Annotated in this window: 13 protein-coding genes; 6 read left to right on the top strand and 7 right to left on the bottom strand. The window is 71.4% G+C overall.

Going from position 1 to position 14,958, the window contains the following annotated elements:
* Window positions 1-9 precede the first annotated feature (9 nt).
* From HNR07_RS18520 to HNR07_RS18530, 3 genes are all read left to right on the top strand, one after another.
* Window positions 10-993 carry an AAA family ATPase gene (locus HNR07_RS18520; RefSeq protein WP_184366066.1) on the top strand — a complete coding sequence of 328 codons (984 nt, stop codon included), beginning with the start codon at window positions 10-12 and terminating at the stop codon, window positions 991-993.
* A complete protein-coding gene (locus HNR07_RS18525; RefSeq protein ID WP_184366067.1) occupies window positions 993-2,291 on the top strand; it encodes a DUF58 domain-containing protein in 1,299 nt (432 codons plus the stop codon). Before HNR07_RS18520 ends, HNR07_RS18525 begins: the two co-directional genes overlap by 1 nt.
* Window positions 2,292-2,364: 73 nt before the next feature.
* Entirely contained in the window at window positions 2,365-4,377 is a 2,013-nt protein-coding gene (locus tag HNR07_RS18530) for a tetratricopeptide repeat protein (protein ID WP_184366068.1), read from the top strand.
* Here HNR07_RS18530 and HNR07_RS18535 read toward each other — a convergent pair whose 3' ends face one another.
* Both HNR07_RS18535 and HNR07_RS18540 read right to left on the bottom strand, forming a co-directional pair.
* Window positions 4,378-4,707: a DUF397 domain-containing protein gene (locus HNR07_RS18535; RefSeq protein ID WP_184366069.1), complete on the bottom strand. Its 330-nt coding sequence runs from the start codon at window positions 4,705-4,707 to the stop codon at window positions 4,378-4,380.
* 317 nt (window positions 4,708-5,024) lie between these two features.
* Complete coding sequence (locus HNR07_RS18540; protein WP_184366070.1) at window positions 5,025-6,020, bottom strand: stage II sporulation protein M; 996 nt, start codon at window positions 6,018-6,020, stop codon at window positions 5,025-5,027.
* 116 nt (window positions 6,021-6,136) lie between these two features.
* Here HNR07_RS18540 and HNR07_RS18545 point away from each other — a divergent pair, with 116 nt between their 5' ends.
* The gene (locus HNR07_RS18545; RefSeq protein ID WP_184366071.1) at window positions 6,137-7,036 is read left to right on the top strand and encodes an RDD family protein; all 900 of its coding nucleotides are present in this window, start codon (window positions 6,137-6,139) and stop codon (window positions 7,034-7,036) included.
* A 39-nt stretch (window positions 7,037-7,075) separates the two neighbouring features.
* On the opposite strand, the gene ahcY (HNR07_RS18550) is transcribed toward HNR07_RS18545, so the two are convergent.
* Window positions 7,076-8,338, bottom strand: coding sequence for an adenosylhomocysteinase (gene ahcY / locus HNR07_RS18550; protein WP_184366072.1), 1,263 nt, complete (start codon window positions 8,336-8,338; stop codon window positions 7,076-7,078).
* An 18-nt stretch (window positions 8,339-8,356) separates the two neighbouring features.
* Entirely contained in the window at window positions 8,357-9,793 is a 1,437-nt protein-coding gene (gene ahcY, locus HNR07_RS18555; RefSeq protein WP_184366073.1) for an adenosylhomocysteinase, read from the bottom strand.
* Between the two features lie 129 nt (window positions 9,794-9,922).
* Here ahcY (HNR07_RS18555) and HNR07_RS18560 point away from each other — a divergent pair, with 129 nt between their 5' ends.
* Together HNR07_RS18560 and HNR07_RS18565 are read left to right on the top strand one after the other, a co-directional pair.
* Window positions 9,923-10,369 carry a MerR family transcriptional regulator gene (locus HNR07_RS18560; protein WP_184366074.1) on the top strand — a complete coding sequence of 149 codons (447 nt, stop codon included), beginning with the start codon at window positions 9,923-9,925 and terminating at the stop codon, window positions 10,367-10,369.
* A gap of 83 nt (window positions 10,370-10,452) precedes the next feature.
* On the top strand, window positions 10,453-11,643 hold the full coding sequence (locus HNR07_RS18565) for a hypothetical protein (protein WP_184366075.1): 1,191 nt from the start codon (window positions 10,453-10,455) through the stop codon (window positions 11,641-11,643).
* 54 nt (window positions 11,644-11,697) lie between these two features.
* On the opposite strand, the gene HNR07_RS18570 is transcribed toward HNR07_RS18565, so the two are convergent.
* The 3 genes from HNR07_RS18570 to HNR07_RS18580 all read right to left on the bottom strand — a co-directional run bounded on the left by HNR07_RS18570 (window position 11,698) and on the right by HNR07_RS18580 (window position 14,926).
* Window positions 11,698-13,062 carry a protein kinase domain-containing protein gene (locus HNR07_RS18570; protein WP_184366076.1) on the bottom strand — a complete coding sequence of 455 codons (1,365 nt, stop codon included), beginning with the start codon at window positions 13,060-13,062 and terminating at the stop codon, window positions 11,698-11,700.
* A 190-nt stretch (window positions 13,063-13,252) separates the two neighbouring features.
* Window positions 13,253-13,429: a Trm112 family protein gene (locus HNR07_RS18575; RefSeq protein ID WP_014911237.1), complete on the bottom strand. Its 177-nt coding sequence runs from the start codon at window positions 13,427-13,429 to the stop codon at window positions 13,253-13,255.
* A 126-nt stretch (window positions 13,430-13,555) separates the two neighbouring features.
* On the bottom strand, window positions 13,556-14,926 hold the full coding sequence (locus HNR07_RS18580; protein ID WP_184366077.1) for a phosphomannomutase/phosphoglucomutase: 1,371 nt from the start codon (window positions 14,924-14,926) through the stop codon (window positions 13,556-13,558).
* Between the last annotated feature and the right edge of the window lie 32 nt (window positions 14,927-14,958).

The following is a 14,958-nucleotide window of genomic DNA, read 5'->3' on the forward strand; positions in this document are numbered from 1 at the left end:
AGACGGCACGTGAGCGCCTTCACACCCGAGGCACTGCCCTCCGCCGACGAGGCCCGGGCGGCGCTGACCGCCCTGCGCCGCGAGGTGGCCAAGGCGGTCGTGGGCCAGGACGAGACGGTGACCGGCCTGGTCGTGGCACTGCTGTGCCGCGGCCACGTACTGCTGGAGGGTGTGCCGGGTGTCGCCAAGACGCTGCTCGTGCGCACGGTCTCCCAGGCCCTGTCACTGGACCACAAGCGGGTGCAGTTCACCCCGGACCTGATGCCGGGTGACGTGACGGGTTCGCTCGTCTACGACCAGCACACGGCGAAGTTCGAGTTCATGCAGGGGCCGGTCTTCACCAACCTGCTGCTGGCCGACGAGATCAACCGGACCCCGCCCAAGACGCAGGCCTCGCTGCTGGAGGCCATGGAGGAGCGGCAGGTCACCGTGGAGGGGCGCCCGATGGCGCTGCCGGACCCGTTCATGGTCGCGGCCACCCAGAACCCGGTCGAGTACGAGGGCACCTACCCGCTGCCCGAGGCCCAGCTGGACCGGTTCCTGCTGAAGGTGACCGTCCCGCTGCCCGAGCGCAACGCCGAGATCGACATGCTCGGCCGCCACGCCGCCGGTTTCGACCCGAGCGACCTGGCCGCCGCCGGGGTGCGGGCGGTGGCCGGGGCCGCCGAGCTGCACGCCGCCCGCAACGCGGTGGCTCAGGTGCGGATCGCCCCCGAGGTGCTGGGCTACATCGTGGACCTGTGCCGGGCCACCCGGTTCTCCGCCTCCCTCCAGCTGGGTGCCTCCCCCCGGGGCGCGACCGCGCTGCTGCGCACCAGCCGGGCGTGGGCGTGGCTGTCCGGCCGCGACTACGTGACCCCCGACGACGTCAAGGCCCTGGCCAAGGGCACCCTGCGGCACCGGATCGGGCTGCGCCCGGAAGCCGAGCTGGAGGGCGCCACCACCGACGGGATCCTGGACGGTGTGCTCGCCTCCGTCCCGGTGCCGCGCTGATGGTGGTCACCGGCCGGGCCGCACTGCTGGCGCTCCTCGCGACGGGAGCGGTGGCGATATCCGGCGATATCGGCGGGACCGTCACCTACCTTTCCGTGGGCCTGGTGCTGGTCCTGGTCGCGTTGGACGTGCTGTTGGCGACCGGCCCGCGGAAGCTGCGCCTGTCCCGGGAGGGTGACACCTCGCTGCGCCTGGGTGAGACCGCCGAGGTGTCCGTGACCGTCTCCAACCCGACGAAGCGGCGGCTGCGCGGTTCGGTCCGCGACGCCTGGCCGCCGAGCTCGCACTCCTCCCCCAGGGTCCAGCCGCTGCTGGTGGGCGCCGGGGAGCGCCGTCGTGTGCGGACCGCGCTCACTCCCACGCGCCGCGGTGACGCCCGCTCCGCCGGAGTGACGGTGCGCAGCGTCGGCCCGCTCGGGCTGGCCGGCCGACAGCGCACGCTCCAGGCCCCCTGGACCGTACGGGTCCTGCCGCCGTTCCACAGCCGCAGGCACCTGCCGGGCAAGCTGTCCCGGCTGCGCGAGCTGGATGGCCAGCACACCGCGATGGTGCGCGGGCAGGGCAGTGAGTTCGACTCGCTGCGCGACTACGTGCCCGGCGACGACGTGCGCTCCATCGACTGGCGGGCGACCGCCCGCGACGACGGCGTGGTCGTGCGCACGTGGCGGCCCGAACGGGACCGGCGCATCCTCATCGTGCTGGACACCGGGCGAACCTCGGCCGGGCGGGTGGGCGACACCCCGAGGCTGGACCACGCCATGGACGCCGCGCTGCTGCTGACCGCGCTGGCGGGCAAGGCGGGCGACCGGGTGGACTTCATGGCCTACGACCGCGCGGTGCGCGCTCAGGTGAAGGCCTCGGGCAAGGGCAGCCAGGTCAACCGGGTGGTGGAGGCGATGGCCCCGCTGGAGGCCGAACTGGTGGAGTCGGACCCGGCGGGCCTGGTCAGCGCGGTGCTGACCCAGGGCCGGGCCCGCAAGCTGGTGGTACTGCTGACCGACCTCAACGCCACCTCCCTGGAGGAGGGGCTGCTGCCGAGGCTGCCGCTGCTGTCCTCCCACCACCTGCTGATGGTGGCGGGGATCCAGGATCCGCAGGTCGAGGAGATGGCGGCGGAACGGGGTAGCGCCGGGGCCCTGTACCGGGCGGCATCCGCCGAGCGCACCCTCAGCGAACGCCGCCGGATCAGCGCGGAACTGCGGAAGATGGGCGCCGAGGTCGTGGACGCGGACCCCGAGCACATCGCCCCGGCGCTGGCCGACGCGTACATCAACCTGAAGGCTCAGGGGCGGCTGTAGGAAGTCGCGGGAAGACGTTGTGGAGGCGCTCTCCCCCGGTGGGAGGGCGCCTCTCTCGTGCATGATGGGCGTCATGGCCTCACCCCCCGAAGCCCACAACCGCAACGCGAACGACGTCCGGGGCGCCGTCTACGGGCAGCTGCTCCAGGTCCGGGACATCCACGGCGGCGTCACCGTGAACGCGGCCCAGGCGCCCCCTCCGGTCGCGGACGTGTCCCTGGACCCACCTCGCCCCGCGACGCCCGTACGAGGGCGTGCGGAGCTGTTGGGGACGCTGCACGAGTCCATGGAACGCGGAGCTCCGGTCCCGCACGTGCTCACCGGCCCGGGAGGCTTCGGCAAGACCACCGTGGCCGCCGCGCTCGCCGAGCGCGCCCGTGCGCGGGGCTGGACGGTGTTCTGGGTACGACCGGACGCGATCGTGCCGAGCATGCTGGAGGTGGCGGTCGAACTGGGCGGCTCCCGCCAGGAGGCCGAGCAGTTCAAGACCGCTCCGAGATCGGCTGCCCGCTGGGTCTGGCGCCACCTGGACACCGCGCCCCGCCCCTGGCTGCTGGTGATCGACAACGCCGACCAGCCGGAGCTGCTGGACCCGGAGAACCGCCCCGGCGAGCAGCGCGGCTGGATGAGGTCGAGCCCGGGCGGGTTCGTACTGGTGACCAGCCGTGTCGACGATCCCGCGCTGTGGGCGCCCGCCGACGTACACCGGGTGGGGGTCCTCGGGGGCGAGGACGCCGCCACCGCGCTGGCCGACCACGCCGGGCTGACCGATCTGCCCGGAGGCACCGGGCTGGCCGAACGCCTCGGCGGGGTGCCGCTGGCGCTGTCGTTGGCCGGACGCATCCTGGCCACGCACGGGATCCTGTTCCCCGACGCGGATTCCCTGTTGGAGCGGATCGACGGGGATATCTCCGAGCTCGATCAGCTCGCCGCCCCGGTGACCGGCACGGACGGCGACGAGCGTCAACAGCTCTCCGGCGTCTGGGACCTGTCCCTTCGCCTGGTGGCCCGGAAGGAGCCGATGTCGGCTCCCCTCCTCAGGATCCTGTCCGTCCTGGGTAGCAACGCCGTCGCCGTCCCCCTGCGCAGACTGCCGCTGCCCGAACTGGCGGACGGGACCCTGTCCGACCTCGACGAGGTGAGGCTGGTCCGCGCGATCAACGCACTCGTCGTCCACGGGTTGGTCACCGTCGGCCGACGTACCGGGGAGACCTCCCTGCGTCTGCACCCGCTGGTGTCCGAGAGCATCCGCGCGAGCCTGGGTCGGGACTCCCTTCCCCTGTTGGAGACGGCGGAGCGGCTCCTGCGCTGGCGCGCCGACCGCGATTCCGTTCTGGAGACGGGCGCCTACACAGTCCTCCACGACGTCCTGTCGCGGATCCACGGCCCGGGACACCCCGACTCCGTCCGGGTGAACACCCGCGCCCAACGGGCCCTCATGATCAGCGGCCTTCAGGAGGAGGCGGAGCGGAACCTTCGGGTCATCGTCGATCAGAGCCGGGACGACCTGGGCGAGGACCATCCGGAGAGCCTGCGGGCCCAGCCCGCGCTGGGCGACGCCCTGCGCGGCCTCGACCGGTTCGAGGAGGCCGAGGAGATCTTCCGTACGGTGCTCGGCAAGCGCAGGTCCGTACTGGGTCCCACACATCCGGAGACCCTGAGCAGCCGTCACCAGGTCGCGCTGATGAGAGGGCTGCGCGGTGACCTGGCCACCGCCGAGGCGGAGTTCCGCGCCCTCTGGGAGGAGCACCCGGAGCCCTCCCGGGAGGAGGACCAAGGCGCGTTGCAGGCCCTGGAGAACCTGTCCTTCGTCCTGATGTACAAGGGGGAGCACGACGCCGCCGAGGAGGGGTTCCGCAGGGTCGGGCGGGCGCGCTCCCGCCTGCTGGGGCGGCTGCACCCCCGTACGGTCGAGACCGGGTTCAACCTGGCCAGGGTGGCCTTCGAACGGGGGGACCACCGGACCGCGGCGGAGGGGTTCGCGCGCACTCTGGAGACCTGTGAGGAGCTCCTGGGCGAGGACCACCCCCTCACCTCGATGACCCGGGAGTGGTTCGAGAAGGCGAGGCGGCTGGCCGAGGGCTGATCAGCCGCGTCTGCCGGAGACCAGGCAGACGGTCCCGGCCCACTCACGCGCGGGGACGGCCAGTACCGCGGCCTCGCGGTTCTGCGTGTCCCTGAACAGGACCGTGACAGAGCCGGTGAGGGAGGCCTCGACGCAGTTGCCGTTCTCCATACTGCTGTGACTGCTCTTGAACCACTCGGGTTCGGCCCGGGCGGCCACCTCCGCACAGTTCATGGCGAAATTGCTGTAACTGCTCTTGCGCCACACCGGATCGGTGACCGCGACCTCCAGGCACTCGTGCTCAAGGCTGCTGTGGCTGCTCTTGAACCAGCGGGGCGCGTAGTCGTCCATGTCCGGATACTGCCACAGCCCGTTCCGGTTTCCGGCGGGCTCAGCGGCTGCCCGTCCGGCATCATGGGTGGCATGGCCTCGCCCCGAAGCGCCCGCGGCTCCCCCCCCGGGGCGCCGTCTACGGGCAGCTGCTCCGAATCCGGGACCTCCACGGCGGTGTCACCCCGGACGCGCCACCGCAGGCCCCGGTCCGGCGGCGGAGCCGGAGTTCACCGGGATGCGGGCGATCCGGACGCGCACCCCGCCCTGACCGCGCGGGCTAATTTCCACCCGGGACCGGTGGCGCCGATCGGCATGGGGCCGACCTGCGGCAGCGCCTAACCGGCCACCGGGACGGCGGCCGGGGCGTCCTTGATGTCGCCGGTCTCGCCTTCCTCATGGGCCTTCTTGCCCACAGTGAAGACGTAGACGAGGAACAGGACCTCCGCGACCACGCCGATGCCGATGGCGATCCAGGTGTTGGTGACCCAGCCGGTGACCAGCCCCTCGATGAGGCCGGAGACGAACAGGACCAGGACCAGACCCAGGGCCACCGCGATGGCCGCGCGGGCCTCCTCGCCCAGGGCGCGCAGGCGGGTCCGCTCGCCCGGGGCGATCAGGGTCCAGCCGAGTTTCAGGCCCACGCCGCCCGCGACGAACACGGCCGTGAGCTCCAGGAGGCCGTGCGGGAGGATCAGGGCGAAGAACACGTCGCCGCGGCCCATCGCGAACATCATGCCGCCGGCCGCGCCGATGTTGACCGCGTTGAGGAACAGCACCCCCAGGGTGGGCAGGCCGAAGGCCACGCCGAAGATGATCGCCTGGGCCGCGACCCAGGCGTTGTTGGTCCACACCTGGGCCGCGAAGGAACCCGCCGGGTTCTCCACGTAGTAGTTGGCGAAGTCGTGTTCGACGTAGCGCGCGATGGACTCGGGGGTACCCAGGGCGGCCAGGACGTCGGGGTTGGTGGCGATCCACACCCCAGTCACCGTGGCCACCGCGAGGGTTCCGGCGGTGACGCCGATCCACCACCAGCGCAGCCGGTACAGCACCGCCGGGAACACCCGGGTGAAGAAGCCGATGACGTCGGTCCACGAGGAGGAGTGCGCACCGCTGACCGCCGACCGGGCCCGGGCCACCTGGGAGGACAGCCGGGCGGCCAGCTCCGGGTCCTGACCCGAGGAGCGCACCACCGACAGGTGGGTGGACACCCTCTGGTAGAGCTCGACGAGTTCGTCGATCTCCTCACCTGTGAGCGAACGGCGCCTGCGCACCAGTTCGTCCAGTCGGTCCCACTCCCGGGCGTGCGCCGCGGCGAACACGTCGATATCCACGTATGGGACACTACTGGATCCGGGCCCCGCGGCCGTGACTGATGCGAACGGACCGCCGCACGGACGGGTAGTCTCTGGGAGACGGTTTCAGACACCCGGTAAGGGAGCGTGTACTGGTGTCCTATCCCGGTGGCGGCGAGTCCCGTGACAACGCGTACGGCACGACGCCGCTGGTCACCGGTGACGCGGTGGTACTCGAACTGCGCCCGGCCGGGTTCGCCACACGCGCGGCCGCCATCGCGATCGATTTCCTGGTGCAGGTCATCGCGCTGATCGCTTTGGGCCTGGTCGTCTCCTGGATCGCGTTCAGCGTCGACCCCGCCGCGACGGCCGCGATCTCCCTGGCCACCACGATCCTGATCATCGTCGGCTATCCAACCGCGTTCGAGTCCATCTCACGCGGGCGTTCCCTCGGCAAGATGGCCCTGGGCCTGCGGGTGGTCGGTACCGACGGCTCACCCGAACGCTTCCGCCAGGCGCTGGCCCGGGCGCTCTCGGGATTCGTGGAGCTGTGGATGACCTTCGGCGTGATCGCCCTGGTCACCTCGATGCTCAACCGGGACGGCCGCCGGGTCGGCGACTTCGTGGCCGGGACCATGGTGGTGGAGGAGCGCACCGGAAAGCGCCGCGACACGGTTATCGCGATGCCACCGCACCTGGCGGCCTGGGCGGCGGGCACCGAGCTGTCCCGCCTCTCCCCAGAGACCGCGAACTCCGCCCGCCAGTACGTGCTGCGTTACGGCGAGCTCGCCGAGCACACCCGGCATGAGATGGGCATCCAGCTGGCCGACGCGGTCGCCGCCCAGGTCAGCCCGCCTCCGCCGCCCGGCACCACCCCGCCGTTCTTCCTGGCCGCTGTGTTGGCCGAGCGCCGCCGCCGCAGCCTGGAGGCCATGGGTCAGGGACCACAGGGCGCCCAGGACCCGCAGGTCTACCAGAGCCAGGGGCGCTTCCCGCAGGGGCAGCCCCAACAGAGCTTCCCTGGCCAGGGCCAGAACCCGCAGCACCGTTGGTGACCGTCGCGGCGACCACGTTCACTGTCGGCCGCCGAATCTTCAGGGGCGCCAGGAGTTGAGGTAGGCCTCCTGGTCGGGGGTGAGGGTGTCTATGCCCACCCCGAGGGCGGCCAGTTCCAGGCGGGCGACCTCGTTGTCGATCTCCTCCGGGACGTCCGCCACGCCCGGTTCGAGGGCACCGTGCTCCTTGGCCAGCCACTCGGTGGTCAGTGCCTGCACCGCGAACGACATGTCCATGACGGCGGCCGGGTGGCCCTCGGCCGCGCCCAGGTTGACCAGGCGGCCCTCGGACAGCAGCAGGAGCCTGCGACCGTCGGCGAACACGTACTCGTCGGCCTGCTCGCGTACGCCGCGGTCGACCGCCACGGACAGCGCGTCCAGGGCGTTGAGGTCGATCTCCAGGTCGAAGTGGCCGGAGTTCGCCAGGATCGCGCCGTCGCGCATCACCGCCAGGTGTTCGCGGCGGATCACGTCGCGGTTGCCGGTGGCGGTGACGAACACGTCCCCGACCGGGGCGGCGGTGTCCATGGTGGCAACCGTGTACCCCTGCATCACGGCGTCCAGCGCCTTGACCGGGTCCACCTCGGTGACGACCACGTTCGAGCCCATGCCGCGGAAGCGTTCGGCCAGGCCGCGACCGCAGTAGCCGAACCCGGCCACGACCACGGTGCGTCCGGCAAGGAGGGTGTTGGTGGCGCGCAGGACGCCGTCCACGGTCGACTGCCCGGTGCCGTAGCGGTTGTCGAACATCCGCTTGGTGCGGGTGTCGTTGACCGCCACCATCGGCAGCCGCAGTTCGCCCTCGGCGCTCATCCTGCGCAGCCGGATGACACCGGTCGTGGTCTGCTCGCAGCCGCCCAGGATGCCTTCGAGCAGTTCGGGGCGGTCCACGTGGGCGGTGTTGACCAGGTCGCAGCCGTCGTCCAGCAGCAGGTGCGGCCGGGATTCCAGAACCGTGACCAGGTTGCGGTCGTAGGCGGCGGTGTCCATCCCGGCCCAGGCGTACACGGCCACCCCGTACTCGCTGACCAGCGCGGCGGCGGTGTCGTCCTGGGTGGACAGCGGATTGGAGGCGGCCAGCCACACCCGGGCGCCGCCCGCGCGAAGGACGCGGAGCAGGTTCGCGGTCTCGGCGGTCACGTGCAGGCACGCGGCCACCCGCAGACCTGCCAAAGGCTGTTCCTCGGCGAAGCGGGCGCGGACGCTGCGCAGGACGGGCATGGAGCGTTCGGCCCATGCCACACGGCGGACCCCGGCCCTGGACAGGCCGAGGTCCGCCACCTCGTGTGAGGGGAGTGTCATCTGTGGAAGGACTCGCCCCTAGTAGCGGTAGTGGTCGGGCTTGTACGGCCCGGCCACGTCCACGCCGATGTAGGCGGCCTGCTCCTTGGTGAGCTCGGTCAGCTTGACGCCGAGCGCGGCCAGGTGCAGACGGGCGACCTTCTCGTCGAGGATCTTCGGCAGGGTGTAGACGCCGACCGGGTACTCGTCCTGCTTGGTGAACAGCTCGATCTGCGCGATGACCTGGTTGGTGAAGCTGTTGGACATCACGAAGCTGGGGTGCCCGGTGGCGTTGCCCAGGTTCAGCAGACGGCCCTCGGAGAGCACCAGGACGGACTTGCCGTTCTCCTGGGTCCACTCGTGGACCTGCGGCTTGATCTCCTTCTTCTTGATCCCGGGCACCTTCGCCAGGCCGGCCATGTCGATCTCGTTGTCGAAGTGGCCGACGTTGCCGACGATCGCCTGGTGCTTCATGCGCACGATCTGGTCGGCCATGATCACGTTGAAGTTGCCGGTGGTGGTGATGAAGATGTCACCGGTCTCCAGCACGTCCTCCAGGGTGGCGACCTGGTAGCCGTCCATGGCGGCCTGGAGGGCGTTGATCGGGTCGATCTCGGTGACGATGACGCGGGCGCCCTGGCCGCGCAGCGCCTCGGCCGAGCCCTTGCCGACGTCGCCGTAACCGCAGACCACGGCGACCTTGCCGCCGATGAGGACGTCGGTGGCGCGCATGATGCCGTCCGGCAGCGAGTGGCGGATGCCGTACTTGTTGTCGAACTTGCTCTTGGTGACCGAGTCGTTGACGTTGATCGCCGGGAAGGACAGGCTGCCGTCACGCTGCATCTCGTACAGGCGCAGGACACCGGTGGTGGTCTCCTCGGTGACGCCCTTGATGCGCTTGGCGATCTCGGTCCACTTGGTGGAGTCCTTCTTGAGGCTCTCCTGGAGGAGCTTGAGGACGACCTCGAACTCCTCGCTGTCAGCGGTGGAGGGGTCGGGGACGGCACCGGCCTTCTCGTACTCGGCGCCCTTGTGGACGAGCATGGTGGCGTCGCCGCCGTCGTCCAGGATCATGTTGGGGCCCTCGGCGCCCGGCCAGGTCAGGGCCTGCTCCGTGCACCACCAGTACTCCTCCAGCGTCTCGCCCTTCCAGGCGAAGACGGGGACACCCCTGGGGTCGTCGACGGTGCCGTCGGGGCCGACCACCACGGCGGCCGCGGCGTGGTCCTGGGTGGAGAAGATGTTGCAGCTCACCCAGCGGACCTCGGCGCCCAGGGCGACGAGGGTCTCGATGAGGACGGCGGTCTGCACGGTCATGTGCAGCGAACCCATGATGCGGGCGCCCGTGAGGGGCTTGCTGTCACCGAACTCGGCGCGGGTGGCCATGAGGCCGGGCATCTCGTGCTCGGCGAGACGGATCTCGTCGCGGCCGAACTCGGCCAGGGAGAGATCGGCGACCTTGAAGTCGAAAGCCATGCGTTCCTCACTCGTCAAGTCATGGTTGCGTCCCGATTCTAGGCCCGGGAACGCGCCCCGGACACAAAGCTCACAGCGAGATGTCAGATTTGCGCGATGTGGGGGCGGAGGTGGGTTAGGGTCGCCTCCATGGCCGCCCTCGACGACGACCCCACAGCGCCCGGACCCGACCCCGCGCCGGTCCCCATCTCCGCGGCCGCCGAGCGGGTCGGCAGCACCGCCCGCATGCTGCGCTACCGCGAGGGCCTCGGCCTGCTCCCCCGCACCCAGGAGCAGCCCACCGGGCGCGGTCACCGGCACCGCCGGTTCACCGAGGAGGACCTGCGCACCATCGAGGGCGGGCTGGAGCTGGAGCGCGAGTTCGACATCCCGCCGGCGGCGCTGGCCTTCGCGCTGCGCGTGCTCGCCGAACCGGACGTGCTGGCCCGGGTCCGCGCGCACGGTGAACGCCTGGGCAGGCTGGCCGCGGCCCCCACCAGGGCTCTGGACTTCGAGAAGGAGAAGGCCATGCGCCTGCTGCACTCCCGGCGCCCGGGCCCCTCCGGCACCGGGACGCGCACCGGGCACTCTGGTTGACCCGGGGCCACGGCCGCCTCCGGACACCCAGACCAACCGTTCGGCATGTTTTGGCAAAGAGCCCACGGGCTACGGATGACACCGTGGAGAGCCAACTCGGCGACACCGTTTGGGAGACACTCCCCGAGCGCGTGCGCGTAGACCTCAGGGACGTCGACAGCCTGCGGGCGGTCTGGACCAGACAGCGCCAGGACCAGCCCCTGGACGTGCGCGGAGCCGCGCGGCGGGAACTGACGCGGGAGCGCGTACGGGAGTGGGGCGCCGATCCCGGGCTCACCGACCTCCTGCTGACCGGTTCGTCGGTGTCCGGGGAGCCGATGACCGGCCCGCACATCGCCGCGCTGGCCGGAAGGGTCGCCGAGCTGTCCGCGGTCGGGATCCCCGAACCGGCCCTCGGCCGGCCCTCCGAAGGGGTTTCCGTGGCGCGGGCGCTGCGACCGCTCAGGATCGTCCTGTCCTCCGCGCACGCCGACGACCTCGCCCGGGCCGCGACGGTCCCCGCGCACCCCGTGGTGCGGGCCGCGCACACCTATGCCGAGTGCGCGCGGGTCCTGGCCGAGGCCGCCGGGGAGGAGCCGACCGGGGCCGGGCCGTCAGGAGCGCACGGACCACCCGGGGCGCTGCCGTGGGTGCTGGCCTCCCAGGTCCTCCAACGGGCCGACTTCCCCCCGCTGCTGCTCGATCCGGGCGCTCCGCCGCCGGATCCGTGTACCGGAGGGGACCGCGGAGAGCGGCTGGCGATCCTGGTCGCTCACTTCGCGCGGCTGGTCACCGGGGCGCTGCGCGGAGAACTCGGTCGGAGCCGTACGGAAGTCCCCCCGGCCCAGTCCCCGGTCCCGCCGCTGACCGCGGTCACGCGCCGCCGCGTCCTGGAGTACGTGCGCTCCCGGCGCGAACCGGTCGCGCTGATCCTGCGTGCCCTGGCGCCCTGGGCGAGCGCCACGGTCACCTCGGGAGACGGGGTGGACGGGGCCGACACCGGGGAGGGCTGCTCCTCGCGCTGGTGGACCTGCCTGGAGCTGGTGGCGGGTGAGGTTTCCCTGGCCCTGTACGTGATCGTGCAGGACGTGGGCAGCCCGCCCTGCGGTGTGCTGGCGGTGACCGCCAACGCGCGACTGGTCACCCCGGAGGGGGTCAGGCAGACGCTGGAGATGTCCAGGAGCGACAGTGTCACGGTGATGCCCACGGACTGCGTGGACGACCGCTGGCCGCAGGTGCGGGACCTCGTGGACGAGGCGGTCTCCCGCTCCATGAACGAGCTCACCCGGGCCTGAGGAGGTCCGAAGAGGCGGGTGTGGTCCCGGATCGGCGCCCGTTCCCCGGGCCCGTCAGCGGCTGAGGCCCAGGATCACCAGGAGCAGCAACAGGATGATGATGGTGATCAGCACCGCCGGGATCACCCAGCCCTGCTGGAGGATCGAGTCCTGCTGGGCGGGCTGCGGCCGGTGCGCCCCGTGCGGGCTGTAGGTCTGGTTGGGGTTGACCGCGCCCGTCATCATCGGGTTGGCGTTCTGGTGCATGGCGTGCGGCTGCTGGGGGTGGCCCGGCAGACCCGGCCGCGGGTTGGACATGCCCGGGTGCGCGCCGAACCCGCCGTGCTGCGGGTTCGAGCTCATCGGGTGACCCAACTGGCCTGGGCGGGGGTTGGACACGCCGGGCCCGGGGCCGTAGGGGTTGGGGTTGGAGACCCCGGGGTTCTGGCCCAGGCGCGGGTCGGAGACAGCCGGCGGGTAGCCCATGCCCGGCTGCGCGCCGGTGGGCGGGTACTGCGGTGCCTGCGGCTGCACGGGCGGCAGCTGCTGGCCGTTGAACATACCGGTCTTGGAGACCTGCTCGCCCTGCTTGAGCGCGTCGTCGGCGCTGCTGGAGGCGGACTCGTCCGGGCCGTCGTGGCCGAGCAGCCGCATGAGCAGCTGCTGGGCGTTGGGGCGCTGGTTCGGATCCTTGTCCAGACAGGACTGGACGATCGGCCGCAGTGCGTCGTCAATGCCGTCCAGGTCCGGCGGGGCGCTGACCACGCGGTGCACCACGGCAGGGACGGTGTCGGAGCCGAAGGGCGCCCGCCCGGTGGAGGAGAACGCGATCACGCAGCCCCAGGCGAAGATGTCGCACTTGTCGGTGATCCCGCGGCCCTCGATCTGCTCGGGGGCCATGTAGGAGGGCGTGCCGACGATCGAGTTGGTCATGGTGGCGGTGCCGTCGTCGACCCGGGCGATACCGAAGTCGATCACGCGCGGTCCGTCCGGGCCCAGCAGCACGTTGCCGGGTTTGAAGTCGCGGTGGACGATCCCCGCCTTGTGGATGGCGACCAGCGCCGTGGCGGTGGAGACGGCCAGGCGCTGGAGAGCGGCCCCGCGCACGGTCTTGCCCTTGGCGACGGTCTCCTGAAGGTCCTTGCCCGGTACGAACTCGCTGACCACGTAGGGCGGGTCGCTGTCGAGCTGGGCGTCGATGATCGCGGCGGTGCAGAAGGAGGCGACCCGCTGGGCGGCCCGGACCTCTTTCTCGAACCGCTTGCGCAGGTCGGCGTCGGCCGACCACTGGTCGTTGAGGACCTTGACCGCGTACTCGTCGCCGGAGGGGTCCTCGGCGAGGTAGACGACGCCCTGGCCGCCCTTCCCCAGTCGTCCGGTCACGCTGTATTCACCGAACGCGGAGGGGTCGCTCGGCAGTAGCGATTCGGGACCGGGCATCGATGTCCTCCAGGGAGGTCGTCTTGGGCGGGGAGCGCAAAATCAGGGTACGGGTAGGAAACGCCGGGTAGGGCCGCGCGCGGCTCCGGCACCCGAAGGGCGCCCCTTACCCGGACGTACCCGATATGACTACCGAAACGGGGAGAACGTTCCGTCCCCCGCCGGACCTTTTCAGGTCGTCCTTCGGCGGTCAGGAGATCTTGCGCGCCTCGTCGACCAGCAGGACCGGGATACCGTCGCGGATCGGGTAGGCCAGACCGCTCTCGTCACAGACCAGTTCGTCGGTCTCCGGGTCGTGGCGCAGCGGCGCCTGACTCTGCGGGCAGGCCAGGATCTCCAGCAGCCAGCCGTCGATCTTCGTGCTCATGGTTCTCGTTCCTCGTGTGATGACCGCGTGCGGCGGCCACGTGTATCGGGTAGCGCGCCCTGGCGGTGCGGCCGGTCCAGCGACCGGCCGGACCCCGGTCGGGTTCCGGCCGGTCGCTGGAGCGGGTCAGGCCCGGACGATGGCCAGGACCTCGTCGCGCAGGGCGGCCACGGCGGTGTCGTCGGGGGCCTCCACGTTGAGCCGCAGCAGCGGTTCGGTGTTGGAGGCGCGCAGGTTGAACCACGCCCCGCCGGGCAGGGTGACGCTGAGGCCGTCGAGTTCGTCGACGGCGACCCCGTCCCTGCCCTCGAACGCCGTGCGCACCGCGGCCATGCGGCCGGGGGCGTCGGCGACCTCGGAGTTGACCTCGCCCGAGGCCGCGTACCGGGAGTACTCCTCCGTGATCTGCGAGAGCGGACGCTCGTCCGCGCCCAGGACCCGCAGGACGTGCATGGCCGCGAGCATACCCGTGTCGGCCTTCCAGAAGTCCCGGAAGTAGTAGTGGGCGGAGTGCTCGCCGCCGAAGATCGCGCCGGTCTCGGCCATGGTCGCCTTGATGTAGGAGTGGCCGACCCGGGTCCGCACGGGGTTGCCGCCGCGCTCGGCGACGATCTCGGGGACCGCGGCGGAGGTGATGAGGTTGTGGATGATCGTGCTGCCGGGCTCGCGCTTGAGCTCCTCGGCGGCCACCAGGGCGGTGACCGCGGACGGGGAGACGGGCTCGCCTCGCTCGTCGATGACGAAGCAGCGGTCGGCGTCGCCGTCGAAGGCCAGGCCGACGTCGGCCCCGGTCTCGCGGACCCTGGCCTGGAGGTCGACCAGGTTGTCCGGGTCCAGGGGGTTGGCCGGGTGGTTGGGGAAGGTGCCGTCCAGCTCGAAGTAGAGGGGGACGATCTCCAGCGGCAGGCCCTGCTGCAGGACGGCGGGGACGGTGTGGCCGCCCATACCGTTGCCCGCGTCCACCACGACCTTGAGCGGGCGGGACCCGGAGAGGTCCACGAGGTCGCGCAGGTAGTCGGCGTAGCCGGCCAGCAGGTCCCGCTCCGTGACGGTGCCCTCGGGGCCGTCGTGGGCGGGCGCGTCGTCGGCGCCGTCGAGGATCTTCTCGGCCAGGGCGCGGATGTCGTCCAGACCGGTCTCGCCGCTGATCGGCGCGGCGCCGGCGCGGCACATCTTGATGCCGTTGTACTGGGCCGGGTTGTGGCTGGCGGTGAACATGGCACCGGGCAGGTCGAGGGAGCCCGAGCCGTAGTAGAGCAGGTCGGTGGAGCCGAGTCCGGCGAACACCACGTCCACGCCCCGGGAGGTGACGCCGTCGGCGAAGGCCCGGGCCAGCTCCGGGGAGGAGGGGCGCATGTCATGGGAGACGACGACGGCGGGACCGCCGACCACGCGGGCGAAGGCGGCGCCGACCGCCCGGGCGATGTCTGCGTTGAAGGTGTCCGGAATCACACCGCGCACGTCGTATGCCTTGAAGATGCTTCCGAGATCAGCCACGTCTGCTCCGGCCAGGTCGGTTCTGCGACGAA

It is taken from the genome of Nocardiopsis metallicus (genome assembly GCF_014201115.1).
Classification (GTDB): Bacteria; Actinomycetota; Actinomycetes; order Streptosporangiales; family Streptosporangiaceae; genus Nocardiopsis; species Nocardiopsis metallicus.

Coding starts and splice junctions, on each gene's coding strand:
- HNR07_RS18525 (WP_184366067.1), top strand. CDS start 993: ATGGTGGTCACCGGCCGGGCCGCACTGCTGGCGCTCCTCGCGACGGGA.
- HNR07_RS18530 (WP_184366068.1), top strand. CDS start 2,365: ATGGCCTCACCCCCCGAAGCCCACAACCGCAACGCGAACGACGTCCGG.
- HNR07_RS18535 (WP_184366069.1), bottom strand. CDS start 4,707: ATGGACGACTACGCGCCCCGCTGGTTCAAGAGCAGCCACAGCAGCCTT.
- ahcY (WP_184366072.1), bottom strand. CDS start 8,338: ATGACACTCCCCTCACACGAGGTGGCGGACCTCGGCCTGTCCAGGGCC.
- ahcY (WP_184366073.1), bottom strand. CDS start 9,793: ATGGCTTTCGACTTCAAGGTCGCCGATCTCTCCCTGGCCGAGTTCGGC.
- HNR07_RS18560 (WP_184366074.1), top strand. CDS start 9,923: ATGGCCGCCCTCGACGACGACCCCACAGCGCCCGGACCCGACCCCGCG.
- HNR07_RS18570 (WP_184366076.1), bottom strand. CDS start 13,062: ATGCCCGGTCCCGAATCGCTACTGCCGAGCGACCCCTCCGCGTTCGGT.
- HNR07_RS18575 (WP_014911237.1), bottom strand. CDS start 13,429: ATGAGCACGAAGATCGACGGCTGGCTGCTGGAGATCCTGGCCTGCCCG.